Below are 23,980 nucleotides of genomic sequence, written 5' to 3'. Positions count from 1 at the left end.
GAAAAGCTAATTAAAACGGTTTATCGAATACAAATTGTAATAGTTATCAAAGACGAATTGTTGATATAAAATGCCAATTATTTCCTACCAAAATCGGCAGGAATTTCTCCCCAGGCTTTCGTCTCCCATTTTACAATAACGGTAGTATAGGTGTTCTTCTTAAGCCAATCTTCAGCCCTTGTTATAAGTTCAAAAAGGTTTTTATTTTTAGTAGATGCCGTTAGCTTGGTGTTACATTTCTTTTTTCGCACCCAGCTCATTGCGGTTCTGGAATCTGTGTAGATAATACGATCGCTATTTCGTTCTTTTAAAAATGCCAATCCGTGCACCAAGGCTAAAAACTCCCCAATGTTATTGGTGCCCTGCGGAAAAGGACCCTGTTTAAATAGTTTTTTACGTGTTTTGGTGTCTACACCCTGATATTCCATAACGCCGGGGTTACCGCTAGAAGCAGCATCAACAGAAATAGAATGATAATTTGGCAGGCCTATTTTTAAAAGTTCTTCTTTGGATAAAGTAGATGTTGTTTTTTTCTTTCCCTTAAAATCTGCGTAAGTACCGTTATATGCCTTTTTGGCTACCTCAAAAGATTCAAATGATTTGTATTCGGCACCGGCATGGCCGTCGATGGATTTTTTACATTCTTTCCATGTTTCATAAATACCCGGCTTTTTACCCTTCCAAACAACATAGAACTTTTTCTTTTTACCCATTACTGTTTAGATAATAATTCGTCTATGACCTTTGGAAAAAATTCATATTCCAACAGGTGTACTTTTGATGCGATATCCTCAGGGGCATCTTTTGGATCTACTACGGTTTTTGCCTGTTGTATAATAGCACCCTCATCATAATGTGCATTAACGTAATGGATGGTAATACCGGTTTCCGTCTCTTTGGCCTCTTTTACGGCATTATGAACATGCATACCGTACATGCCTTTGCCGCCGTATTTTGGTAATAGGGCAGGGTGTATGTTTATAATCTTATTGGGGAAGGCATTGGTAATGGCTTCGGGTATTTTCCATAGAAAGCCGGCCAACACTATTAGGTCGGGTTCTAATGACCGTAGCATATCTAGAATAAAATTACTGTTTGAAAACGCTTGCCTGTTAAAAAATAAAGCATTGATTTCAAGTCTGTTACAGCGTTCAATGACTTTGGCATCGCTTTTGTTGGTAAGTACACAGCATATAGTAACATCTTTGCGAAGCTTAAAATAATTGGCAATGTTTTCAACATTAGATCCAGAACCTGAGGCAAAAAGAATAATTTTCTTGGTTTTCAATAGAAAGGGTCTTTATAAGATAACGAACAATGAAATTAAGTTTGGCAAATAAAGCAAATTTAAAGCTTGTCAGAATTTAGAAAAAAACGATTAAATAGTATAGTTCTAATACCTCACTACTTTTCAATACCTTTTATCAACGTTACCGAAACAAAATATTAATACGGCAAAATTACAGCACATGTCTTTAATTTTATTAAATTACCATACATTTTAACCACAATTAGTGTAATTAAACCAAAGTTTTTTATTTTTGCCTTCAATTTAAATTTTTAAAACAAATATTATTATGTCAGACATTGCATCAAGAGTTAAAGCTATCATCGTTGATAAATTAGGAGTTGATGAGAACGAAGTGGTAACCGAGGCTAGCTTTACTAACGATTTAGGCGCAGATTCATTAGACACGGTAGAGTTGATAATGGAGTTCGAAAAAGAATTTGATATTCAAATTCCAGACGATCAAGCTGAGAATATCGCAACTGTTGGTCAAGCCATCAGCTATATAGAAGAAGCTAAGTAAAACATGTTTTCTTAAATAGAATTCAAATTATCCATGTGGTAAATGCTCCGCATGGATAATTTTTTTTAATTTACGCTTGGTTTAGATTTAAACAAATACAAAGTTAAATGCAGTTAAAGCGAGTTGTAGTTACAGGTTTGGGGGCACTTACCCCAATAGGTAATAATATTGAAGAGTATTGGGATGCTTTGGTAAACGGTAAAAGTGGATCAGCGCCCATTACTTATTATGATACAGAAAAGTTCAAAGTAAAATTCGCTTGTGAGCTTAAGAATTACAAGACAGAAGATCACTTTGATAGAAAAGAAGGCCGTAAGCTGGATAGATTTGCGCAGTACGCACTTGTATCATCAGATGAAGCTATTCGTGATTCTAAATTAGATTTAGAGAAACTAGATAAATTTCGCGTAGGTGTTATTTGGGGAGCGGGTATTGGAGGTTTGGAAACTTTTCAGAACGAGGTAATGAATTTTGCCAACGGAGACGGTACACCAAGATTCAATCCGTTCTTTATTCCAAAAATGATCGCTGATATTGCCCCGGGTAACATATCCATTAAGCATGGTTTTATGGGACCTAATTATACCACCGTTTCCGCTTGTGCATCATCGGCAAATGCAATGATAGATGCATTGAACTATATACGATTGGGTCATTGTGACGTCATTGTAACAGGTGGTAGTGAAGCTGCGGTAACTATTGCTGGTATGGGAGGTTTTGGTGCAATGCACGCATTATCAACAAGAAACGATAGTCCTGAGACAGCTTCTAGACCTTTTGATGCAACCAGGGATGGTTTTGTTCTAGGTGAAGGTGCAGGAGCCTTGGTTCTTGAAGAGTATGAGCATGCCGTTGCCAGAGGTGCTAAAATATATGCGGAAGTTGCAGGTGGCGGTATGTCAAGTGATGCTTACCATATGACGGCTCCGCACCCAGATGGTATTGGGGTTGTTAGAGTAATGGAAAACTGTCTAAGGGATGCAGGTATGTCCATTGAAGATGTAGATGCTATTAATACACATGGTACTTCAACACCTTTGGGCGATGTTGCGGAACTTAAGGCAATAACCAAAGTTTTTGGTGAGCACGCAAAGAAAATAAATATTAATTCTACAAAATCTATGACCGGTCACCTGCTAGGAGCAGCGGGCGCTATCGAAGCAATAGCATCGATATTGGCTATGGAACATGGTATGGTGCCACCAACTATAAACCACACCACGGTAGATGAAAATATAGATCCTAGTTTAAACCTAACATTGAACAAAGCTCAAAAACGAGATGTAAAAGTTGCCATGAGCAACACATTTGGCTTTGGCGGACACAATGCATGTGTGGTTTTCAAAAAAATAGATTAATTAGTTTTATGTCATTTCCCTCAAACTTATTTAATTCCCATCCAAAGGAGGATGGGGATTTTTTTTGGGGAATAACTAAAATTTTAGGTTTTAAACCTAAGACCTTGTCCATATATAAAAAAGCCTTTCTTCATAGGTCCATGAATAAAAAGGACGACAAAGGTAATCCTATGAATTATGAGCGTCTAGAGTTTTTGGGAGATTCAATGCTAGGCACTATAATATCTAAACATTTATATAGCGAGGTACCTGCAGGTGATGAAGGTTATTTAACTAAAATGCGTTCTAAAATTGTAAGTAGGGAGCACTTGAACGAGTTAGGAAAAGATCTTGGACTTATAAATTTTGTGGAAAGTAGAATACCAAAATCTCACTTTGGTCAAAATATCCATGGCAACGTCTTTGAAGCTTTAGTTGGCGCAATTTACTTAGATCGTGGCTATAAGTATTGTGAAAAATTTATTTACAAGAGAGTAGTAGATCCTTATGTTGATATTGAGCAACTAGAAGGTAGGGTCATTAGTTACAAGAGTTTGGTAATCGAATGGTGTCAAAAGAAAAAGAAATCTTTCGATTTTGATGTTTATGAAGATACGGGCAATGATCCCCTTAAGCATTTTGCCGTAAAACTCTCCATAGGTGGAGATGTAGTTGCCAAGGCAAGGGCAACCTCAAAAAAGAAAGCTGAAGAGAGAGCGTCAAAAAGAGCATTTTTTGCCTTACAGGATAAAATGGGTAGCTAATCATTTAACAAAATGATAAAAAGCTAACATTTTAATAACTTTTAATGTGTTTTTATCAATTTATCTAACTAGGCTTTATAGCATAGAAGTTCTATATTTACCGTTTTGTTGAGGTATGGCTACGACTTATAAAATAAATGAGGATTTTTATGATGAATCTTTTAGCCTTATAGCTTTACACACTACCTTAGAAGATTTTTCATTGGCCTATGGCTTGAACAAAACTCTAAAGGCAAAATTTGTAAGAGCAAAAAAAAATTATATTCTTGATGAAAACAAATCGTTTCCCATTTTTGAATGGGAAGATGAGTATAATGATATGTATTGGGTATTGATTGCCAATCATAGTACTGAAAAGGAACTCATAGTTCATGACGATTTATTTAAGAATGAAACAACATATAAAATGCCAAGGCTCATACCTGAGTATAAGGATGTTGATTACCTTATAAAAATTGAAACGGATAAGGAAGTTGATATAAACTCCTTCATAAAAAATATACTAATGTTGCCTAGGGTCATGGCAGCATATGAAATAAGTACTGACAAACTAAAATCAAAGAACAATCTAATTTTTTAAATATGCCAACTGTAAAAAAGACGAAAATTGTAGCGACCCTGGGTCCTGCAACTAGCAAAAAAGAAGTGCTCAGAAGCATGATTGATGCAGGAGTAGATGTATTCAGGATAAACTTTTCCCATGCAGATTATGAAGATGTTAAGGAGCGTGTAAATATGATACGTGAATTAAATGCCGAAATGGAAACCAACACTTCTATTTTAGCTGATTTACAAGGTCCTAAATTACGTGTAGGCGTAATGGCAGGTGACGTTGTAGTAAGTCCTGGTGATGAAATAACATTTGTAACCGGTAAGCCTTTTGAAGGTAATGCAGAACGCGTTTACATGAACTACAAAGAGTTTCCAAGAGATGTAAAAGCTGGGGAACGTATTCTTTTAGATGATGGTAAATTAATGTTCGAGGTTGTTAAAACTAATGGTGAAGATGAAGTTTTGGCAAAGGTTATACAAGGAGGTCCATTAAAATCTAAAAAGGGTGTTAACTTACCTAATACAAATATCTCTTTACCGGCACTTACCCCAAAGGATATTAAAGATGCTGAATTTGCCATTTCTTTAGAGGTAGATTGGATCGCACTTTCTTTTGTACGTTTTAGTCAAGATTTAATTGATCTGCAGAATATTATAAATAAACATTCTGAGCATAAAATTCCAATAATAGCTAAGATTGAAAAACCGGAAGCTGTAGAGAATATTGATAAAATTGTTGCGTATTGTGATGGTTTAATGGTGGCACGTGGTGATTTGGGTGTTGAAGTTCCTGCACAAGAGGTTCCATTAATTCAAAAGCAATTAGTATTAAGAGCCAAAAAAGCTAGAATACCTGTAATTATAGCAACCCAAATGATGGAGACTATGATAACTAGTCTTACACCAACAAGGGCAGAGGTAAACGACGTTGCCAATTCCGTAATGGATGGTGCGGATGCGGTAATGCTATCAGGTGAAACCTCTGTGGGTAATTACCCTGTACAGGTTATTGAAAAAATGTCTAGTATCTTGGAGAGTGTAGAAGGTTCTGATTTAATTCATGTACCACATGATCCACCACATATTCGTACCAAAAGATTTATTACCAAGTCTATTTGTTATCATGCCGCAACAATGGCAAACGATATTAAGGCGAAAGCAATTTCAACTTTGACAAATAGTGGTTATACCGCTTTTCAAATTTCAGCATGGAGACCAAGTGCGCATATCTTGGTGTTTACATCAAACAGAAGAATACTTACACAACTTAATTTATTATGGGGTGTAAAAGCTTTTTATTATGACAAATTTGTATCTACCGATGATACAGTTGATGATGTTAACCGCATTGCCTTCAATAAAGGTTATTTACAGGTAGGGGATATGATAATTAGTCTTGCAGCAATGCCTATTAAGGATAAAGGTATGGTAAATACCTTAAGGGTAAGTGAAATAGAGTCGGGCGATATTTAGTCTGTTTCAATATAATGTATAAAAAAAGGGTCGCTAATAGCGACCCTTTTTTTATAAACACTTACATCTTAGGCAACTTCTTTTTCAAAGGCAATAAAGTTGACAATTTTACCTTTTTTGTCAAATATTGGATGCCCTTGTATCCAACAATGGTATGTTGAACCGTCTTTTCTATAATTGACTACCGTAACTTCAAAAGGCTTTTGTTCTTTAACTGCATCAGAAACTATTTTTAAGGTAGATTTGGATGTTAAGTTACCTTGGAACATTTTAGGGCTTTTACCAATAATTTCTTCTGGGTAGTATTGACTCATATTCCACATATTCTTGGTTGCAAAAACAATGTTTAATTGAGCATCTGTAACTACCACAATATTCTTATCGGACTTTAACTTGGTATCAAGAATATTTGTATCAAAATCCCAAGAATTGTTAGAAACCAAATTTAAAAGTGTAACCGAATCTTCTTCCGTTTGTTTTATTACTTCGTAATTAGGCGCGTAAAAGTCCCAGGAAAGAACTGGCAATAAATTGTAGTTTAAACTTTTTCTAAACTTAATCACGGCATTATCGTAATCCTTTAATTCTATCATTCTGTGTAGTTTAGAGAGATAAATAATTTTTTTTTCATAGCAATTTGTGATAAAGCTAAAAATTTACTTTTCAGGATTAAAATTTTAAGACAGGATTAGCATTAATGTTTAAGACTTCGTAACTAATACTTTAGAAAGTAAATGTAAAGGTTGAACATTAATAAAGATGTTTTTCTCTAAAAATGCACTATTTTATGAGAAAAACGTGTATTTGAAAGTTGTTTTTAGTCTATAGATATGCCAGTTTTGTTTTATACAACGGATATCATTAATATGCTAAAAGCTTAGTTTAAGAAATTGTTTTTGTTAAGTATGATAGTAATTAAAAATCAAACTTTAATTGCACTAAAATTGATTTATCATCAACTTTTTTAGTCTTCTTATTTTCTGTATTTAAATTGGATAAAGAGATGCCTAATAGTCGAACAGAGTTTTGTAATTCCTCTTGATAGAGAAGGTCTTTAGCCGTTTCTAAAATAAGGTCTTTGTCCGCAATAAAATAGGGCATAGTTTTACTTCTGGTGTTTAAAGTGAAATCGCTGTATTTTATTTTTAGCGTAACAGTTTTTCCTGCTACCTTAGATTTCGTTAGTCTTCTTTCTAGTTCTTGAGCAATATGCTCTAACCTTTCCAGCATAAAAATTTCACTGCTGAGGTTTTCGTTGAATGTACGTTCCGCTCCAACAGATTTTGGTATGCGGTGCGGTTTAACTTCACTATTATGAATGCCACGTACTACATGATAATAGTATGGACCGCTTTTGCCAAAATTTTCGGCTAGAAATTCAATGGATTTTGATTTTAAGTCCTTACCCGTAAAAATGCCCAACTTGTACATTTTTTCAGCAGTGACTTTACCTACACCGTAAAATTTACGTATATCTAATTCTTCTAAAAACGGAATTACCTCTTCTGGATTTACTGTTTTTTGTCCGTTAGGTTTATTGATATCACTGGCGACTTTGGCAATGAATTTATTGATCGAGATTCCTGCGGATGCATTTAAGCCTGTTTTTTCTAGAATACGTTGCCTAATTTCTGTGGCAAGCATAGTGGCAGAAGGGTTTCCTTTTTTATTTATGGTTACATCTAGGTATGCTTCATCTAGCGACAATGGTTCTACCAAATCTGTATACTCAAAGAAAATAGATCGTATTTGTTTTGAAATTTCTTTGTACCGTTCAAAACGAGGTTTTACAAAGGTTAAGTGCGGACAGTTTTTTCTAGCTTGAAATCCGCTCATAGCACTTCGCACACCAAACTTACGGGCTTCATAATTTGCTGCCGATACCACGCCTCTTTTCTCACTGCCACCAACGGCCAAGGGCTTGCCCTTTAATTCTGGGTTGTCCAACTCTTCTACGGACGCATAAAAGGCATCCATATCAACATGAATAATTTTTCGAAGAGGCATTTCATTGGGCATAAGCAAATTTAAGACTTATCTTAGTTTATGGATAGTAGTTTTAACCATTCATATGATAGAAATAGAGCGTAAGTTTTTAGTAAAATCTGATGATTATAAATCTGAGGCAAGGTCTAAAACACGAATTGTTCAAGGTTTTTTAAATACAGATCCTGATAGAACGGTAAGAGTAAGAATAAAGGGCGAAACCGGATTTATTACCGTAAAGGGGAAATCCAATACTTCAGGCACATCTAGGTTTGAATGGGAAAAGGAAATTTCTGTAGTAGATGCCGAAAATCTATTGAAGTTGTGTGAAAAAGGAATTCTAGATAAACATAGATATGAAGTGCCGGTAGGGAACCATGTGTATGAGGTAGATGAATTCCATGATGAAAATGAAGGGTTGACAGTAGCTGAAATTGAATTGAACGATGAGAATGAATTATTTGAAAAACCAGCTTGGTTGGGGGTAGAGGTCACCGGTGAGGTAAAATATTATAACTCCCAATTAAGTAAAACACCTTTTAATCTATGGTAGTCCTTTATATTATATACGTCTACTTATAAATTAAAAAAGATGCCAAGGGTCTTTGCGACATCATCAATTTTGACCCTTTGGCATCTATTTTAAAGCATTGTATTCATGCTCATCTATACAATTTATACTTCGCAATAATATTCTTATCAAATGATTTATTGCCATCCACCACCAAGAGAACGGTATAATTCAACTGTTGCGGACAATTGTGATAATTTGTTGTTTACTAAATTCAATTCTGCATTCAAAGAATTCTCTCTTGCGGTCAACAAATCTAAATAGGTTAGGTAACCACTATTCAATAATTCTTCAGAATTACTTTCGGCTCTTTTTAAAGCCGAAACCTGTTTAGAGATATATGTCTCTTTTTCAATAGCAATATTGTAATCATATAAGGCTTCAGAAACTTCTTTGCCAGCATTTAAGAGCATTTTTTTGAAGCTTAATAAAGATTGTTCTTGTTGCACTTTTGCCACTTCGTAAGCTGTTCTAATTTTTCTACCGTTAAATATTGGCTGTGTTAAACCACCAACTAGATTAGCGAATATTGAACTGGAATCTATCCAATTATCAAAATCTAAACTTTGAAATCCACCTTGTGCAGATAGCGTTATGGATGGATAAAAATTACTTCTGGCAACGTTCGTTAATTCAAAACTATTTACTAAGCTATATTCCGCTTGCATAATATCTGGTCTGTTACGAAGTAAAAGCGCAGGTACGCCTAATTGCATTTCGTTAGCTAAAGACTGCTCATCTAATGAACTGCGTTCATAAGTTTGTGGTTCTTCACTTAATAAAATACTTAAGGTATTTTCCGCTTGATAAAGTAAATTTTTAAGGTCTAACAATTGACTTTGTGCACTATATAATTGTGCTGCAGTTTGGTCAACACCAACCTGATTTGCTTGCCCAGCCTCTTTTAGTGCAGAAATGGTCTCTAAACTTTTTGCACGGTTTTCAATGGTTTCTTCAGTAACTGAAATTTGCTTATCCAAAGCCAATATTTGATAGTAGGTAGTAGCAATTTGCGCCACCAAACTAGTTTTTACAGCTTTATGTGCCGCTACGGTTTGTAAATAATTGGCATCGCTGGCACGTTTGGTACTTCTTATTTTTCCCCAAATATCCGCTTCCCAAGAAGCTGTTCCAGAAGTTTCATATTGATTAAAAGGCTGAGTGAAAAAACTACCAAACTGTCCGTTTTCACTTGTTCTAGCGGTTCTAGTGGCACTTGCGGCACCGTTAATTGTAGGTAAATAACCAGCTTTTCCCTGTTTAACATAAGCCTCTGCAGCCGAAATACTCTGTAGAGCAATGCGGATGTCAAGGTTATTTTCCAATCCTTTTTGAATATATGTTTTCAAATAAGAATCTGTAAAAAGGTCTTGGTAAGAAACCGAAGCAAAAGATATGCTGTCCTGAGGCAGATTATCTGTTCTGTAAAGTTTTTCGGTTTCTACATTTGGTCGTTCATATGTTTTAGCGGTAAAACAAGACTGCAACAAAAGTGGCAGAAAGACGACCAATATTATTTTATTGGATACTAATTTATTCATGATTTCTTTAGTTCTTAGATTCTTCAATAACTTCTTGTGGAGCACCTGTAATACGTTCCTGTATTGTTTGGAAAATAACATACAATGCCGGTATAACGAATACACCGAATATGGTGCCTATTAACATACCCCCAACGGCACTCATACCAATAGAGCGGTTACCTACTGCGCCTATACCAGATGATAGTGCCAACGGCATTAAACCAAGTATAAAGGCAAATGAGGTCATTAAAATTGGTCTAAGCCTAGCTTTTGCACCATCTATGGCAGAATCTATAATAGACATACCGTGCTTTCTACGTTGTAATGCAAACTCTACAATAAGAATGGCATTTTTGGAAAGTAGACCAATAAGCATGATCAATGCAATCTGGAAATAGATGTTATTTTCAAGTTCGGCCATGCTTACGAAACCAATAGCACCTGCAATACCAACCGGTAATGAAAGTAAAATTGCCAATGGTAAAATATAAGATTCATACTGGGCACTTAACAAGAAGTATACAAATACCAAACTCAAAATGAATATGATAATAGTTTGGCTACCTGCGCTATTTTCTTCTTTGGTAAGACCGGAATATTCAAACGTATAGTTATTCGGTAAAACTTCTGCGGCTACTTCTTCTATTGCCTTAATGGCATCTCCTGTAGAATAGCCAGGGTTCATTGCACCGTTTATTTTTACAGAGCTTAATAGATTAAATCTACTAACAACTTCAGGGCCATAAATTTTCTTCAACGATACAAACTGTGATACTGCAACAGATTCACCGTTCGCGTTCGTTACAAATATATGGTTCAGTGAATTTTCATCTGCTCTATCTTCTGGTTTAGCTTGGATCATAACACGATATTGCTTACCAAACTTATTGAAGTCAGTTGTATACAATCCTCCATAGTATCCTTGCATAGCACTGAAAACATCGGTAACCGCCAAACCTGCCATTTTTGTTTTTTCAACATCCACATCTAATTCATACTGAGGGAAATTTGCGTTGAAGTTTGTAATGGCATATTGTACCTCTGGCCTTGCGTTTATGGCACCTAAAAACTCATTGGTAACTTTATTTACGGTCTGCCAATCATCGGCATCTTTACTTTGCAGGTTCATTTCAAAACCGGTAGAATTACCAAAACCACGAACACTTGGCGGAGTAAAGAAGAATATTTTGGCATCTTTTAGTCCCGCTGTTTTTGCAAATAGGCTTCCTACTACTTCTTGGACAGATTCTCCTTCCCCTTCTCTTTTTCCCCAATCTTTAAGACGAAGTACGGAGAACCCGTAAGAACCACCGTTCACGCTGTTCAAAATACTGAAACCTGTAATGTTCATACGAGCTTCAATGATATCCATAGATTGGTAGATAGAATCTAATTTCTTTACCGTTTTCTGCGTCTGTTCCAAAGTAGTGCCAGGAGGCATTGTTACATCGGCAAATACAATAGCTTTGTCCTCATTTGGAATAAAACCTGTAGGGGTTGATTCGAACAGCAAAAAGGCAATAACAGCAAAAACGGCAAGAGATCCCCATGTTATCCATTTTCTTTGGGTAATATATTTTACGGAACCAATATACTTATCCGTAACAGCATCAAAACCGGTGTTGAAAGCAGAGAAAAAACGTTTTACCACGCTTTTTTTCTTTTCTTCGGAATTATGATGTGGTTTTAATAAAAGTGCGGCCAATGCCGGACTTAAAGTCAACGCATTAACGGCAGAAATAAGAATTGCGATTGCCAATGTTATACCAAACTGTTGGTAGAACACACCCGACGAACCACTAATAAATGATACCGGAATAAATACCGCAGACATAACCAAAGTGATGGAAATTATAGCACCTGATATTTCTGACATAGCAGATTTAGTCGCCGTTTTTGCATTGGTAGCACCTTCTTCCATCTTGGCATGTACCGCTTCCACAACAACTATGGCATCATCTACCACAATACCAATTGCCAGGATCATTGCGAACAAAGTTAACATGTTGATCGAAAATCCGAATAAGGATAAGAAGAAGAACGTACCAACAATTGCCACCGGAACGGCAATAGCAGGAATTAAAGTAGATCTAAAATCTTGAAGGAATATAAAAACTACTAGGAATACCAATAAGAATGCCTCTATCAATGTTTGTACAACATGCTCAATAGATGCGCTTAGGAAATCTTTAGTATTGTACGGGATCACGTAGTCCAATCCTTTAGGAAAATCCTGACTACTCTCATCTAGTATTGTCTGAATTTCATCAATTATGGCATTTGCATTAGACCCGGAAGTTTGAAAAATACCGACTGCTGTACCGGGTTTGCGCATACCTTCGTTCTTGGTACCATAATTAAAGGCGCCCAGCTCAACATCGGCAACATCCTTTAGGCGTAGGAATTGACCATTTTCTTGAGCTCTTATAATGATATTTTCATATTCGGCCTCATTAGAAAGACGACCTTTATATTTTAATACGTATTCATAAACACCATCGGCATTCTCACCAATTTTACCGGTAGCGGCTTCAAGGTTTTGTTCGTTAAGTGCAGCCTGTATATCTGATGGCATAAGTTTATAAGCAGCCATCTTTTCAGGATTTAACCAAATACGCATAGAGTAATCTTTAGCGCCAAAAACGGTTACGTTACCTACACCTTCTATACGTTGAAGTTTAGGTACAAGATTAATTCTGGCATAATTCTCTACAAATGTTGCATCATATTCCTCATTATCTGAAAACAGGGAAAAGAATAATAGCGCACTAGTTTGAGATTTTTGGGTAATGACACCAGTTTGTACAACGGCCTGTGGCAAAACACTATTAGCCCTGGCAACCCTGTTTTGAACGTTTACGGCGGCAATATCTGGATCTGTACCTAGTTTAAAAAAGACATTTATGGTCGCAGCACCGTCGTTACTGGCATTAGAAGTCATATACAACATGTCTTCAACACCGTTGATCTGCTCCTCTAATGGTATAACAACACTTTTAAGTACGGTCTCTGCATTGGCACCTGTATATGTACTGGTTACCTGCACCGTAGGCGGTGCTATTTCCGGATATTCTTCAATAGGTAAGGTCGATAACCCTAAAACACCTAAAATGACGATAATGATCGATATGACCGTAGAAAGAACGGGTCGATCTATAAATTTTTGAAACATTGTTCTTTATTTGTATGTTATGTTTATTGGTGGATGCTTACTTGATCGGATCAATGGTCATTCCGTCCCTTAGTTTAGAGGCCCCTTCTAATACAATATATGTACCCTCATCAATTCCATTTTCAACAATAAATCCTTTTTGTGTAGTAGTGATAATGTTTAATGGCATTGTTGTTACCGTATTATCATCTTTGACTACGTAAACCAATTTTTTACCTTGAAGGTCTATAGTTGCTGTTTGCGGTATTTCATAAGCACCTTCATACACAGTTGGTATTCTGATTTTACCGGTACTACCGCTGCTGAGTAAATTGCCTTCATTGTCAAAATCTGCCCTTGCGGTAACACTACCCGTGGTGCTATTGATTATTGTATTGATCATGGCAATTTTTCCGGGTTCGGCATATTCTTCGCCATTGATCATAATAAGTGAAACTTTTGGAGCTTTATCAAGGTCTATAACATTTTTGTCATTTTTTGGCATTGATTCCTTAAGCTTCAATAATTCTTTTTCATTCATAGAAAAATAGGCACGAACTTCACTAACATCAGATACCGTAGTTAAAGGTTTACTCATGGCAGAACTTACCAATGCACCTATTTTATATGGTATTTCTCCTATATAACCGTCTACCGGACTAGTAATACGTGAGTAGCCTATATTAGATGCCACACTCTGGTAATTGGCCTTGGCCTGCTCTAATTGTGCCTTTGCGGTTTCTAATTGTACATTACTAATTATATTCTTTTCTACAAGTGGCTTCAGTTTATCTACTTCTACTTGCGCTACGTTTACAGATGCTTTGGCCGCATTGGCATCTTGGTTCAACGTTTGTGTTTCCAGTTTAAAAAGTAATTGGCCCTTTTTAATTTTTTGACCTTCCTCAACATACACTTCTTGTACAAATCCCGAAACTTTAGGCCAAATTTCTACATTTTGCTTCCCCTCAAGGGTAGTAGAAAATTCATTATAAACAGTTAGGTTCTGTTTGGTCAATTGAGCAATTTTTAAGCTTGGTGGTGGAGGTGCCGCTGCCGCTTGTGCCGGTTTTTCAGATGAACCAAAGCATGAACTCAAAAGAAGAGCTGCACTTATTATTCCTATAATTGATAACTTTCTCATTTTAATTGGATGTTTACGTATATAAATCGTTGTTGTTTTCTGTTAAGGTTTTGTTAATTCAGTAAGTTCGGTAAAAAACGAACTATGTGTTCAAATTTTTTTATATTAATTTTTTTAAAGCTTCTATCGTTTCTTTGTACGTAGTTTCATTTTCACTTAAGCAATGCATATAAGCGTCTATTTTAGCTTTGTTAGAATTATATTTTTCAGTATTAAATTCTTTATCGTATGCAGCTACCTTTTGTATCATTTTAGATTCGTTAGCAGCCTTTTTAAGTGCCTGCTCTAATTTTTTAATAAAAAAAGTGCTCTTGTCAGAAATTTGAAAATATCTTCTTCTATCTCCAGATTTTGTGAAATAGGTAATCATACCTAATTGTAAAAGCAAATTTAGAGAGGTTGAAATTGAGCTCTTACTGGCACCTCTTTTATTTTGACAATCATCAAAAGTTAAACCTACTTCCTCTGTAACTACTAGATTTCCAAAAATTCTGGCTGCCAAAGGGGGTAAATTATATTCAGCTTCAAAATGAACACCTAGTTCCTCTATTAACTTTTGTTTACGTTCTTCTTTCTCCATAATTCCTAATTTGAGGCTACAAAGGTATAGTTAGTTCGGTAGTAAACAAACTAAAAGAACTTAAATTTTGTTAAATCTTTTTAAACTATGATTTACTGTGTAAAATTAAATCATAACTAATTGAAAATTAATTCAATAGAAACAATTTTTAACGGTATTTTAAATTTGAAGGTGCAATTATTTTTGTGAAGTATGATAGAATTTTAAATTCTAAACATTTTAAAAAAAAGTCTATTTGGCAAGAATACCCTCTTTCTCAATCAAAAGAATTTGTGTTAAATTGGTTTCCCTAACTGTGTTCTTTTCGAATAAAAATCGTTTCTCAAACAATTTGTTGTCCGCAAAGAAAGTGACAAAAAACTCATTGTTCAAGGCCAAAACATCTTCTTGAACCACCTCGATCTTTTTAAATGATTTTGGTGGTATATCGCCAATGCCGTGTCTCATGGTGGAAGTTTTGCGATCACCATCATAACCTTTTGATACTGCAATGGTCATTTCAATAGGCGTATCCTTATCGTTTATAATATATGCATTCCAGTCTTTGTCCAAGAATTCTTCGTTCCATTCACGGATCATGGCAACGTAAACATCTTTAACAATAGGTATTTCAATATCTTTTTTCACTAAGAAATCTTAAAGGGCGCTTTTAAATTGCTCTAAAAAGCGTAGGTCATTTTCACTCAGTAAGCGAATATCTGTAATTTGATGTAATAACATGGCAATACGATCAATACCTACACCAAAAGCAAAGCCAGAATATATCTCAGGGTCAAGTCCACAATTTGTAAGTACATTAGGGTCTACCATACCGCAGCCACCAATTTCTAGCCAACCGGTACCTTTGGTAATTTTGTAATCAGATTCAGTCTCCAAACCCCAGTATACATCAACTTCTGCACTTGGTTCCGTAAATGGGAAATAAGAGGGCCTTAACCTAATTTTAGATTTTCCAAAAAGCTCTGCCGTAAAGTATTGAAGTGTTTGTTTTAAATCTGCAAAAGAAACATCCTTGTCTATATACAAGCCTTCTATTTGGTGAAAGAAGCAGTGAGATCTAGCAGAAATAGCTTCATTCCTATATACTCTACCTGGTGATATGGTACGAATAGGAGGTTGATTATTTTCCATATAACGCACTTGTACCGAAGACGTATGTGTACGCAATAAGATATCTGGATCTGTTTGTACAAAGAAAGTATCTTGCATATCTCTTGCAGGATGATACTCAGGTAAGTTCAATGCGGTAAAATTATGCCAATCATCCTCTATTTCAGGACCTTCGGATACATTGAAACCAATTCTTGAAAAAATATCGATAATCTTGTTTTTAACTATGGATATAGGATGACGTGAACCTAGTTCAATAGGGTTTCCAGGTCTGGTTAAATCACCATAAACCTGCTCATCGGTCTGGTTGCTCTCTAATACTTGTTTTAAAGATTCTACCTTTTCTGTAGCGGCATTTTTAAGTTCGTTAATAGTTTGGCCAAACTCTTTTTTCTGGTCGTTCGGTATATTTTTAAACGCTGCAAAGAATTCGTTGAGGATACCTTTTTTTCCTAAATATTTTATACGAAACGTTTCTACGGCTTCCATATTGTCAGCAGTAAACGATGCTACTGTAGAGATTTCTTCTTTTATCTTATCAATCATGAATGTTGATTAAAGTCGCAAATTTAAAACTTTTAGAACAGGTATGATATGTTTTTATATGTTTTGATGCCTATGCACGTATAAATTATAATAGTATAGGTAGTGTTGATCATAATTAATAAACTTGATGTAGGCTATATCCGAAAATAAAGAAGCTTCTATTTTTTTAAAAAGTTAGAAAACATTTTTAAAATAGAGCATATCGTAAAAAAAAACCGATGCGTAGGCACCGGTTTTTTTATTTAAAAGTTTATGGTCTTAACTATAGAATTCAACTGCTCCAGACGCAATATCGTACATTGCCCCAACAATCATTATTTCACCGTTTTCTTCCATTTCGGCTAAAACGGGACTATCTTTTCTAATGTTTTCAATAGTCATTTCCACATTTTTAGCCGCAACTTTATCTACAAAATCTAAATTTTTAGAGTTTCTTTGACTCTCATCTGTAGGTTCTTTAACAGCGTCTACTGCCGGTTCAATTTTATTGATCAAAGCGGTCAAATTACCCAATCTTGCATGATCACAGGCCCCTTTAATAGCTCCACAGCTAGTATGGCCCAATACTACGATTAATTTGGTTCCCGCTAGTTTGCATCCAAATTCCATGCTTCCAAGAATATCTTCGTTTACGAAATTTCCTGCTATTCTTACACTGAAAATATCACCAAGGCCTTGGTCAAAGACCAATTCGGCAGAAACTCTAGAGTCAATACAGCTTAGTATGGTAGCAAAGGGAAACTGACCTTCGCTAGTATCGTTTACCTGCTCTAAAAGATTTCTATTTGCTTTCAGGTTATTTTGAAACCTTTGATTTCCTTCCTTCAAAAAATCCAATGATTTAGAAGGGGTCATTGTTGCTTGGGTTTCTTTAGTATGTGCTTTCATAATATTATAATAGATTTTAAAATGATTCTTTATCAATGATATGCTTGTTCCATTGAAAAAGGATCAATAATAATACATTTAGTTATTTTAAACTTAGGTTTGACTTTTCAGGTTGTTGAAAAAACTCAATATAACTGGGTGGGTTTTCAACTATGCCTCTATTAGAAATTAGCTTTATATCAATATTTCGTTCTTTGGCCTTTAAACTAAAGTCCTCTAAAATTTCAATAATGTCATAATCTAAATATTTAGTCTTCATAATATCTATTGAAAGATGCGTGTCATTCGGCAAATTATCAAGTTCCTTTAAAATGGCACCTTTATTAATAAAGGTAACTTCTTCTGCCAAGGTCATATTGATTCTGTGTTTACCATCGCTTTTATCTTCAATATGCAAAAAATGAGAGTTTTGATAGTTCTTTAAAAGAATTACAATGATACCTACGGCTAGACCAAGGCTTATACCTATTAACAAATCTGTAAAAACAATTCCTAGAACGGTAACAAAAAATGGTATGGATTGTTTCCAGCCAAGCTTGTACATTTTTATGAATAAAGCAGGCTTTGCCAACTTATATCCTACAATAAATAGTATGGCCGCCAGGACCGATAAAGGAATCATGTTCAACAATGTTGGTATCAGAATTACGGATATCAATAATAAAAAACCATGAATTATTGCCGATAATTTAGTTCTTCCACCAGACTGTATATTGGCAGAACTACGAACGATAACTTGAGTGATCGGTAGACCGCCTATCATACCGGAAATTATATTACCGGTACCTTGCGCCAATAATTCTCTGTTGGTAGGAGTAACATTTTTATGAGGGTCTAGCTTGTCCGTAGCTTCAACACAAAGTAAAGTTTCTAGACTTGCTACCAATGCTATGGTAAAACCGGTAATCCAAACCTGCGGATTAGTTATTGCACTAAAATTTGGAAAACTGAACTGACCAAGAAAAGAAGAAACATCTTCTGGTACTGGTACTTTCACTAGATGGTCTGCCGATATACCAAATACTTCGCTATCCTTGGTAAATACATAAAACAAAATACCGGTAACAACTGCCACCAATGGACCCTGTACCAACTGAAAGATTTTACCTTTTTTAGAAAGTACTTTGTCCCATAACAAAAGAATAGCCAAACCTATAATTGCTATTATGGTTGCCCCGGGACTAATATTGTTTATGGTATTTAAAATTTCTGAAAAGGTGTTTTCCCCATCTACTTGAAAAAATGCCCAGTCACCCTCAGGATCGGGATCATAGCCAAAAAAGTGCGGAATTTGTTTAAGAATAATGATAATACCAATACCGGTAAGCATTCCTTTAATTACGGAAGAAGGAAAGTAATAGCCAATAACACCAGCTTTTAAAATACCAAATACTATTTGGATAATACCACCTAATACAACGGCTACCAAAAAATTTTCATAACCGCCAAGTGTACCTATTGCGGTCAATACAATAGCGGCCAGACCGGCAGCCGGACCACTAACTCCAATTTTAGATCCGCTCATGGCACCTACAACAATACCACCTATGATACCTGCTATTAGACCTGAGAATAATGGTGCTCCACTTGCAAGGGCAATACCTAGACATAATGGTAATGCGACGAAAAATACAACAATACTCGAAGGAATATCGCTCTTAATATGTTTAAACATGTGTATAATATAATTTGGTCCTAAACCGGTTAGGACATTTAGATTAGTTATTTAGTAAATGCAGATAATTATATGATTTCATCGGGCGGGGGAGATACTATTTCTAAATATAGGTCCAAATAACCTAATTTATGAGTGTTACTGATGATAGAATTTTCTGAGATAGATACAATTGAAAATACTAAGGAATTTTCTTTGACAAACTTTTCTTCACCTATAGATTTCTTACCGGATTCTTGTTCTTCTTCGTTCAGATTTGTGAGGACTATAGGGTTCTCAATATCGCATAACGTAATTATGCTTGGCGCAGTAACTGCAAAAAGCCATAATAGGAGTAAAGTTATGCGTGCTACCAGCTTCATATATAAATGTATGATTTATAAAGATAGTGTGCAAATAGTTAACAATTATGCACTATTGGCTAAAAATCCTTTAACAATTTTAGATCATTGTTTTTGACCCATCCGGTTTTACCGTCCGTAAGTTTAATTTTTTTCCAATTATTCAATTCATCCAGTACATTTAACTTGGTCCCTGCATGAATAAGAAAAACTTGTTCGCTTTTACTGTTCGGTTCAGATTTTACAGCACTTTCCTCAGCAAAAATAATAGCTGGTCTATGTTGGTCAAAATCATTGCGCTGCACATATGCGAACACTACCGATAAAAGACATAACAACAAAGCGAACATACTTCCTATAAAAGTTAATCTCTTTCTTGAAGAATAAACAGCATAATAAAATAAAATGTATAGCACTACAAATACGATCATGAACCCTACGGCCGTGTATGCCCACTCGTCAAAAGTTAATTTGCCGGTAACGTTTTTGTACAATTTAGATAGACCAGTCTCTGGCATTATATCTATGGCATCAATGGTCATATTTTGAGCATAGCTAAGATTTGTTTTTATCTCCTCATCATTAGGCGATAGTAACAGGGCTTTTTCAAAATAATAAATGCTTTCCGCAATTTTATTTTGTTTGTAGTAAGAATTTCCAAGATTGAAGTACACTGCAGATGAATGTTTGCCGTTTTCAAGAATATCCAAATAATAATTAGTGGCATCTTCGTAGTCACCGGCATTATAGGACGCTGTAGCCTTTTCAAACAATTGTTCGTTCTGGGCGGTACAAACTAGCACTGCAAAAAGGCCGATAAAAGTAATGAGCTTTTTGAACATGTTTATAATTGTTTATCCATTATAGAAATTACCTCACTAGCTTTGTCATAGTCGGCTTGCATCTGTACATTTGAAAAAGGACTATATCTTGCCGCTTCACAGTTCTTTAATAATGCAATGAAACTGTCCGTACTGGTGTCGTCTACCTGTTTTGCCCTTAGTAACTCTGTAATTTTATCTTTACTGAACTCAGAGGTTTCAATCTTTAATTTTGCTTTTAAATAATTGTGCAATGCACGTTCTAGAGCAACATAAAAAGACTCTTTGTTACCTAATTGTTTTCTTGCAGCAGATAAATATTTTCGAGCCAGTTTGTTTGCTTTTCGAATTTTGTTGCCTACCACATCTCCCGCAATGGCATCTCTTTTCTTTCTCAAAACTATAGCTAGGGGAATGAGTAGTAAAGGACACAAGAGCCATAAATAAAATGAGGTTGATCCAAAGAAATATGAAACGGATTTACCGGTTAAATTGGGGTTTAATTTTATAAAATTAAACTCATTGCCGTTACTTACTACAGATTGTTTATTGCTATTTGCATTTCCTACGGCATTGGACGATGCACTTAAAGGACCTTCCAAAACATTAATAACAATTTCATTGGATGTTAACGTAGAATATTTTCCTGTAGATGGGTTAAAATAGCTAAAGCTTAACGGGGCAATTGGATATTTTCCTCTAAAAGAAGGTACAATGGTATATTGGTTGCTAACCTTGCCTTGCATTCCTGCCAAGGTTGTTCTAACACCCTCCGTAAATTCCGGTTCATAGACTTCTAAAGCACTTGGCAATTCTAATACAGGAAGTTTAAATAATTTTAGGTTTCCTTTACCACTGACCTCCACGGTTGCCTGTAAAGATTCCGATGCATTTAAACTGGTCTTGCTAGTAGTCACTGAAAAATCAAAATCCCCAACGGCTCCATTAAAATCTGCAGGTTGGTTTTCAATAGGCAAAGGTTTTACATTAATTGTTCTTTTGCCGGCAGATACCGTTTTGTTGGTTTGGGCATACATTTTTTGTCCAAAAAAGTCTCTTCTACCCGTTGGTACATCTACGGTTACATCTAGTGAAAGTGGTTCTATGTCCAGTTTTCCGGATTTCTGCGGATAAAGAACTACACGTTTTAAAATAGCATACCGGTAAGGCTTGCCTTTATAAGTTCCATTTTGCGCACTAAGCCCGTTTACCTTTATATCTTGGCTCCAGAAATTATTATAGGTTGGATTATCTAAAGGTTGATAATTTGATACGCTAATATTAGGACTAACATATAATTTGTAAATTACTGTTATAGCTTCGTTTAAATACGGATTTGTTTTTGAAATCTCGGCTACCAAATGTAAATTTTCATCTGCTATATCATCGGCGGTCATTTGATCGCTGGGTTTGTCTACTGCCGCTGTAACTTCAACATTTTGTGCCAATGACTTATAGGTTTCGCCATCAATTACTATAGAAGCTTGTTTAATGGTAAATTTACCTCTGGCAGTAGGTGCTAGTGTATATGAATATGATTTAGAATAGCTTCTTACTCCATTGATCCAAGAAGAACTTATAGATTGAGAAGGTCCCATGATTACTTTAAAACCTGCAAAATCTGGCGGACTAAAATTATCGCCATCGCGGTTCATGGTAAAATCTACTCGTAATCTTTCATTTAGACCAAGCTTTGGTTTACTCAGTTTCATTTCAAAAGTTACCCCACCGTTATTTTGGCCCATCATGCATATTGAAGACAGGAATACGGTCAATACTAACCCAAGTTTTGCTATGGATTTAAAATCTACCAATCTTTTTCGGTTTTAATTTTTGCTCCTTTTACTTTTTTGGCATCGATTTTATCTTGAACCTTTTTCTCTGCATTTTGCATGGCTCTCAATAAATTTTCGACTTGTTGTTTAGAGAGTTGATTAGGTTTAGGTTGTTGTTGATTCTGCTGGTTTTCACCATCACCCTGTTCCGGCTTTTTCTTTTGATCAGATTCATTGTCGCCTTCACCTTCGTTATTATCATCTTTGTTCTCTTTGTCTTTATCGCCTTCATCTCCCTTGTCGCCATCTTCACCTTGATCTTTTTTATCCTCGTTCTCGCCTTCGTCTTTTTGATCTTGGTCTTTGTTTTCGTCCTTGTTGTCTTTGTCTTTGTCTTTTTCGTTTTGGTCTTGTTTGTTCTCGTCTTGATCCTTTTTCAAAAGTTCTTTGGCCAAAGCTAGATTATAACGGGTTTCTTCGTCAGTAGGATCATTGCGTAAAGCTTCTTTATAAGCTTCTACCGCCTTGGCATAATCTTTACGTTTCATGAAAACATTACCCATATTATGGTAAGCTTTATGTTTGTCAGTTTTAGTTGTAGAAGCTTCACCAGCTTCTTTAAACCTGCCAAACGCCTCATTATACGTTTCATTTTCATAGTAGGCATTACCTAAGTTATAAGGCGCTGCGCTATTATCTGTACTTTTTGATATTGCTTTTCTATAATTCACCTCTGCGGCAATAAAATCATCTTCTGACAATGCCTTGTTGGCATCCCAGGTTAAATTGGTAGATAATCTTAAAGCTTTTTCTTTTTCCTTTTCGTCATTCTCTTGAGCAAAAGAGGACAAACAAACAAAAAGCAATAGTAGTACCGTGTTTATCTTATTCATTTCTTTTCTCATTGAACAGATTAAGTTTTTTTAACCAGCTTGTCTTGCGGTCCAAGATAAAAATATCTAAAAAGAGAAGCAACAATGCCGCGCCTACAAACCACTGAAATTGATCTTTGTATTCTGCGAATTGTTTGGCTTCAAATTCCTTTTTATCCATTTTCAATAATTCTTCTTTAATATACTCTACTGCGGCATCTGTATTGGAGCCATCAATATATTGTCCATTACCTTCGCTTGCAATTTCCGCTAATACAGTTTCGTTTAATCTGGTGATTACGGTTTCACCTTGGCTATCTTTCTTTAGGCTTTCTAAAATACCATTTCTTTTTATTGGTATAGGCGCCCCTTTTTCTTTACCTACCCCAATAGTGTATATGATAATGCCTTCTTCAACGGCTTCTTCTACGGCATCTAGTGTTGAGCCCTCTGAATGATCTTCACCATCAGAGATAATGAACAGTACACGGTTGGTCTGTTCCACATCATCATAATAGGTAGATGCCAGTTCAATGGCTTGGTCAATAGCGGTACCTTGAGATGTAAGCATGTCAGTATTCATACCCTGTAAGAACATTTTTGCCGCACCGTAATCTGTGGTTATGGGTAATTGTGGGTATGCTTGTCCCGCATAGGCTATAATACCAATTCTATCACTTGCTAATTGATTAATGATTTCAGAAACCAATCTTTTAGCTTTTTCTATTCTATTAGGGGCAATATCTTCCGCCAACATACTTTTACTGACATCTACCGCAAAAACAATATCTACACCTTCTCTTTTTACGGTTTCTAATTTTGTGCCAATTTTTGGGTTTACCAAACCAATGACCAGCAATGCCAAGGCAAGTGTAAAGACTATTAATTTTAGTCCGCCCTTATTGTAAGAGCGGTTTGGTGTCAATCTTTTTAAAAGTTCAGGATCCGCAAATTTCTTTTGCGTTCTCTTTTTCCAGACCAATAGTAAAAAGAACAGCACTATTATCACCGGAATGATAAAGAGTAAATAAAAGTATATTTTTTCGTCGTACTGTATCAT

Annotated in this window: 23 protein-coding genes; 6 read left to right on the top strand and 17 right to left on the bottom strand. The window is 35.6% G+C overall.

The genetic code is table 11. The annotated features are described in order from the left end of the window. Positions 1-77: 77 nt before the first annotated feature. Both QZ657_RS01160 and QZ657_RS01155 read right to left on the bottom strand, forming a co-directional pair. The gene (locus QZ657_RS01160; RefSeq protein ID WP_291959713.1) at positions 78-713 is read right to left on the bottom strand and encodes a ribonuclease H family protein; all 636 of its coding nucleotides are present in this window, start codon (positions 711-713) and stop codon (positions 78-80) included. Continuing rightward, positions 713-1,288, bottom strand: coding sequence for a phosphoribosylglycinamide formyltransferase (locus tag QZ657_RS01155; RefSeq protein WP_291964411.1), 576 nt, complete (start codon positions 1,286-1,288; stop codon positions 713-715). The genes QZ657_RS01160 and QZ657_RS01155 overlap by 1 nt, the downstream gene beginning before the upstream one ends. 289 nt (positions 1,289-1,577) lie before the next feature. Between QZ657_RS01155 and QZ657_RS01150 the strand changes: the two genes are divergently transcribed. The 5 genes from QZ657_RS01150 to pyk all read left to right on the top strand — a co-directional run bounded on the left by QZ657_RS01150 (position 1,578) and on the right by pyk (position 5,937). Beyond that, complete coding sequence (locus tag QZ657_RS01150) at positions 1,578-1,811, top strand: acyl carrier protein (RefSeq protein ID WP_008269813.1); 234 nt, start codon at positions 1,578-1,580, stop codon at positions 1,809-1,811. Between the two features lie 107 nt (positions 1,812-1,918). Then, the gene (fabF, locus tag QZ657_RS01145) at positions 1,919-3,169 is read left to right on the top strand and encodes a beta-ketoacyl-ACP synthase II (RefSeq protein ID WP_276470745.1); all 1,251 of its coding nucleotides are present in this window, start codon (positions 1,919-1,921) and stop codon (positions 3,167-3,169) included. Between the two features lie 8 nt (positions 3,170-3,177). Beyond that, positions 3,178-3,912 carry a ribonuclease III gene (gene rnc, locus QZ657_RS01140; protein ID WP_291959708.1) on the top strand — a complete coding sequence of 245 codons (735 nt, stop codon included), beginning with the start codon at positions 3,178-3,180 and terminating at the stop codon, positions 3,910-3,912. Positions 3,913-4,027: 115 nt separating this feature from the next. Continuing rightward, complete coding sequence (locus QZ657_RS01135; protein WP_276470747.1) at positions 4,028-4,492, top strand: IPExxxVDY family protein; 465 nt, start codon at positions 4,028-4,030, stop codon at positions 4,490-4,492. Positions 4,493-4,494: 2 nt separating this feature from the next. Continuing rightward, complete coding sequence (gene pyk / locus QZ657_RS01130) at positions 4,495-5,937, top strand: pyruvate kinase (protein WP_291959707.1); 1,443 nt, start codon at positions 4,495-4,497, stop codon at positions 5,935-5,937. 68 nt (positions 5,938-6,005) lie between these two features. On the opposite strand, the gene QZ657_RS01125 is transcribed toward pyk, so the two are convergent. After that, positions 6,006-6,530 carry a PAS domain-containing protein gene (locus QZ657_RS01125; RefSeq protein WP_291959705.1) on the bottom strand — a complete coding sequence of 175 codons (525 nt, stop codon included), beginning with the start codon at positions 6,528-6,530 and terminating at the stop codon, positions 6,006-6,008. A gap of 322 nt (positions 6,531-6,852) precedes the next feature. Then, complete coding sequence (gene dinB, locus QZ657_RS01120) at positions 6,853-7,956, bottom strand: DNA polymerase IV (protein ID WP_291964410.1); 1,104 nt, start codon at positions 7,954-7,956, stop codon at positions 6,853-6,855. A 52-nt stretch (positions 7,957-8,008) separates the two neighbouring features. Between dinB and QZ657_RS01115 the strand changes: the two genes are divergently transcribed. Continuing rightward, the gene (locus QZ657_RS01115) at positions 8,009-8,476 is read left to right on the top strand and encodes a CYTH domain-containing protein (protein WP_291964409.1); all 468 of its coding nucleotides are present in this window, start codon (positions 8,009-8,011) and stop codon (positions 8,474-8,476) included. Positions 8,477-8,631: 155 nt separating this feature from the next. Here the strand turns inward: QZ657_RS01115 and QZ657_RS01110 are convergent, their stop codons facing one another. The 13 genes from QZ657_RS01110 to QZ657_RS01050 form a co-directional block, all read right to left on the bottom strand. Continuing rightward, positions 8,632-10,035, bottom strand: a complete 1,404-nt coding sequence (locus tag QZ657_RS01110) for a TolC family protein (RefSeq protein ID WP_291964406.1) — start codon at positions 10,033-10,035, stop codon at positions 8,632-8,634. A 7-nt stretch (positions 10,036-10,042) separates the two neighbouring features. Then, positions 10,043-13,189, bottom strand: coding sequence for an efflux RND transporter permease subunit (locus QZ657_RS01105; RefSeq protein ID WP_291964404.1), 3,147 nt, complete (start codon positions 13,187-13,189; stop codon positions 10,043-10,045). A gap of 37 nt (positions 13,190-13,226) precedes the next feature. Further along, positions 13,227-14,312: an efflux RND transporter periplasmic adaptor subunit gene (locus QZ657_RS01100; RefSeq protein WP_291964402.1), complete on the bottom strand. Its 1,086-nt coding sequence runs from the start codon at positions 14,310-14,312 to the stop codon at positions 13,227-13,229. A 100-nt stretch (positions 14,313-14,412) separates the two neighbouring features. Beyond that, positions 14,413-14,892: a GbsR/MarR family transcriptional regulator gene (locus QZ657_RS01095; protein ID WP_276470755.1), complete on the bottom strand. Its 480-nt coding sequence runs from the start codon at positions 14,890-14,892 to the stop codon at positions 14,413-14,415. A gap of 231 nt (positions 14,893-15,123) precedes the next feature. Further along, the gene (locus tag QZ657_RS01090; protein WP_291959694.1) at positions 15,124-15,519 is read right to left on the bottom strand and encodes a hypothetical protein; all 396 of its coding nucleotides are present in this window, start codon (positions 15,517-15,519) and stop codon (positions 15,124-15,126) included. Positions 15,520-15,528: 9 nt separating this feature from the next. Next, a complete protein-coding gene (pheS, locus tag QZ657_RS01085; protein ID WP_276470757.1) occupies positions 15,529-16,548 on the bottom strand; it encodes a phenylalanine--tRNA ligase subunit alpha in 1,020 nt (339 codons plus the stop codon). Between the two features lie 258 nt (positions 16,549-16,806). Beyond that, positions 16,807-17,436 carry a carbonic anhydrase family protein gene (locus tag QZ657_RS01080; protein WP_276470758.1) on the bottom strand — a complete coding sequence of 210 codons (630 nt, stop codon included), beginning with the start codon at positions 17,434-17,436 and terminating at the stop codon, positions 16,807-16,809. A gap of 82 nt (positions 17,437-17,518) precedes the next feature. Then, the gene (locus tag QZ657_RS01075; protein ID WP_291959689.1) at positions 17,519-19,111 is read right to left on the bottom strand and encodes a SulP family inorganic anion transporter; all 1,593 of its coding nucleotides are present in this window, start codon (positions 19,109-19,111) and stop codon (positions 17,519-17,521) included. A gap of 68 nt (positions 19,112-19,179) precedes the next feature. Continuing rightward, positions 19,180-19,473, bottom strand: a complete 294-nt coding sequence (locus QZ657_RS01070; RefSeq protein WP_276470760.1) for a hypothetical protein — start codon at positions 19,471-19,473, stop codon at positions 19,180-19,182. A 59-nt stretch (positions 19,474-19,532) separates the two neighbouring features. After that, positions 19,533-20,294, bottom strand: coding sequence for a tetratricopeptide repeat protein (locus tag QZ657_RS01065; protein WP_291964401.1), 762 nt, complete (start codon positions 20,292-20,294; stop codon positions 19,533-19,535). A gap of 2 nt (positions 20,295-20,296) precedes the next feature. Beyond that, the gene (locus QZ657_RS01060; RefSeq protein WP_291959717.1) at positions 20,297-22,021 is read right to left on the bottom strand and encodes a BatD family protein; all 1,725 of its coding nucleotides are present in this window, start codon (positions 22,019-22,021) and stop codon (positions 20,297-20,299) included. A 59-nt stretch (positions 22,022-22,080) separates the two neighbouring features. Then, positions 22,081-22,941: a tetratricopeptide repeat protein gene (locus tag QZ657_RS01055; RefSeq protein WP_291964400.1), complete on the bottom strand. Its 861-nt coding sequence runs from the start codon at positions 22,939-22,941 to the stop codon at positions 22,081-22,083. Then, entirely contained in the window at positions 22,934-23,980 is a 1,047-nt protein-coding gene (locus QZ657_RS01050; RefSeq protein ID WP_291959683.1) for a vWA domain-containing protein, read from the bottom strand. The genes QZ657_RS01055 and QZ657_RS01050 overlap by 8 nt, the downstream gene beginning before the upstream one ends.

It is taken from the genome of Maribacter sp., assembly GCA_020629415.1.
Classification (GTDB): Bacteria; Bacteroidota; Bacteroidia; order Flavobacteriales; family Flavobacteriaceae; genus Maribacter; species Maribacter huludaoensis.
This window is presented reverse-complemented; position numbering and strand designations above follow the sequence as displayed.

What these genes read in the sequence shown, in the direction of transcription:
- QZ657_RS01050 (WP_291959683.1), bottom strand. Translation starts at nt 23,980, where the DNA reads ATGATACAGTACGACGAAAAAATATACTTTTATTTACTCTTTATCATT.
- QZ657_RS01110 (WP_291964406.1), bottom strand. Translation starts at nt 10,035, where the DNA reads ATGAATAAATTAGTATCCAATAAAATAATATTGGTCGTCTTTCTGCCA.
- QZ657_RS01060 (WP_291959717.1), bottom strand. Translation starts at nt 22,021, where the DNA reads ATGATGGGCCAAAATAACGGTGGGGTAACTTTTGAAATGAAACTGAGT.
- pyk (WP_291959707.1), top strand. Translation starts at nt 4,495, where the DNA reads ATGCCAACTGTAAAAAAGACGAAAATTGTAGCGACCCTGGGTCCTGCA.
- QZ657_RS01070 (WP_276470760.1), bottom strand. Translation starts at nt 19,473, where the DNA reads ATGAAGCTGGTAGCACGCATAACTTTACTCCTATTATGGCTTTTTGCA.
- dinB (WP_291964410.1), bottom strand. Translation starts at nt 7,956, where the DNA reads ATGCCCAATGAAATGCCTCTTCGAAAAATTATTCATGTTGATATGGAT.
- QZ657_RS01055 (WP_291964400.1), bottom strand. Translation starts at nt 22,941, where the DNA reads ATGAATAAGATAAACACGGTACTACTATTGCTTTTTGTTTGTTTGTCC.
- QZ657_RS01080 (WP_276470758.1), bottom strand. Translation starts at nt 17,436, where the DNA reads ATGAAAGCACATACTAAAGAAACCCAAGCAACAATGACCCCTTCTAAA.
- QZ657_RS01095 (WP_276470755.1), bottom strand. Translation starts at nt 14,892, where the DNA reads ATGGAGAAAGAAGAACGTAAACAAAAGTTAATAGAGGAACTAGGTGTT.
- QZ657_RS01125 (WP_291959705.1), bottom strand. Translation starts at nt 6,530, where the DNA reads ATGATAGAATTAAAGGATTACGATAATGCCGTGATTAAGTTTAGAAAA.
- QZ657_RS01100 (WP_291964402.1), bottom strand. Translation starts at nt 14,312, where the DNA reads ATGAGAAAGTTATCAATTATAGGAATAATAAGTGCAGCTCTTCTTTTG.
- QZ657_RS01065 (WP_291964401.1), bottom strand. Translation starts at nt 20,294, where the DNA reads ATGTTCAAAAAGCTCATTACTTTTATCGGCCTTTTTGCAGTGCTAGTT.
- pheS (WP_276470757.1), bottom strand. Translation starts at nt 16,548, where the DNA reads ATGATTGATAAGATAAAAGAAGAAATCTCTACAGTAGCATCGTTTACT.
- QZ657_RS01160 (WP_291959713.1), bottom strand. Translation starts at nt 713, where the DNA reads ATGGGTAAAAAGAAAAAGTTCTATGTTGTTTGGAAGGGTAAAAAGCCG.
- QZ657_RS01135 (WP_276470747.1), top strand. Translation starts at nt 4,028, where the DNA reads ATGGCTACGACTTATAAAATAAATGAGGATTTTTATGATGAATCTTTT.
- QZ657_RS01150 (WP_008269813.1), top strand. Translation starts at nt 1,578, where the DNA reads ATGTCAGACATTGCATCAAGAGTTAAAGCTATCATCGTTGATAAATTA.
- QZ657_RS01075 (WP_291959689.1), bottom strand. Translation starts at nt 19,111, where the DNA reads ATGTTTAAACATATTAAGAGCGATATTCCTTCGAGTATTGTTGTATTT.
- fabF (WP_276470745.1), top strand. Translation starts at nt 1,919, where the DNA reads ATGCAGTTAAAGCGAGTTGTAGTTACAGGTTTGGGGGCACTTACCCCA.
- QZ657_RS01115 (WP_291964409.1), top strand. Translation starts at nt 8,009, where the DNA reads ATGATAGAAATAGAGCGTAAGTTTTTAGTAAAATCTGATGATTATAAA.
- QZ657_RS01105 (WP_291964404.1), bottom strand. Translation starts at nt 13,189, where the DNA reads ATGTTTCAAAAATTTATAGATCGACCCGTTCTTTCTACGGTCATATCG.
- rnc (WP_291959708.1), top strand. Translation starts at nt 3,178, where the DNA reads ATGTCATTTCCCTCAAACTTATTTAATTCCCATCCAAAGGAGGATGGG.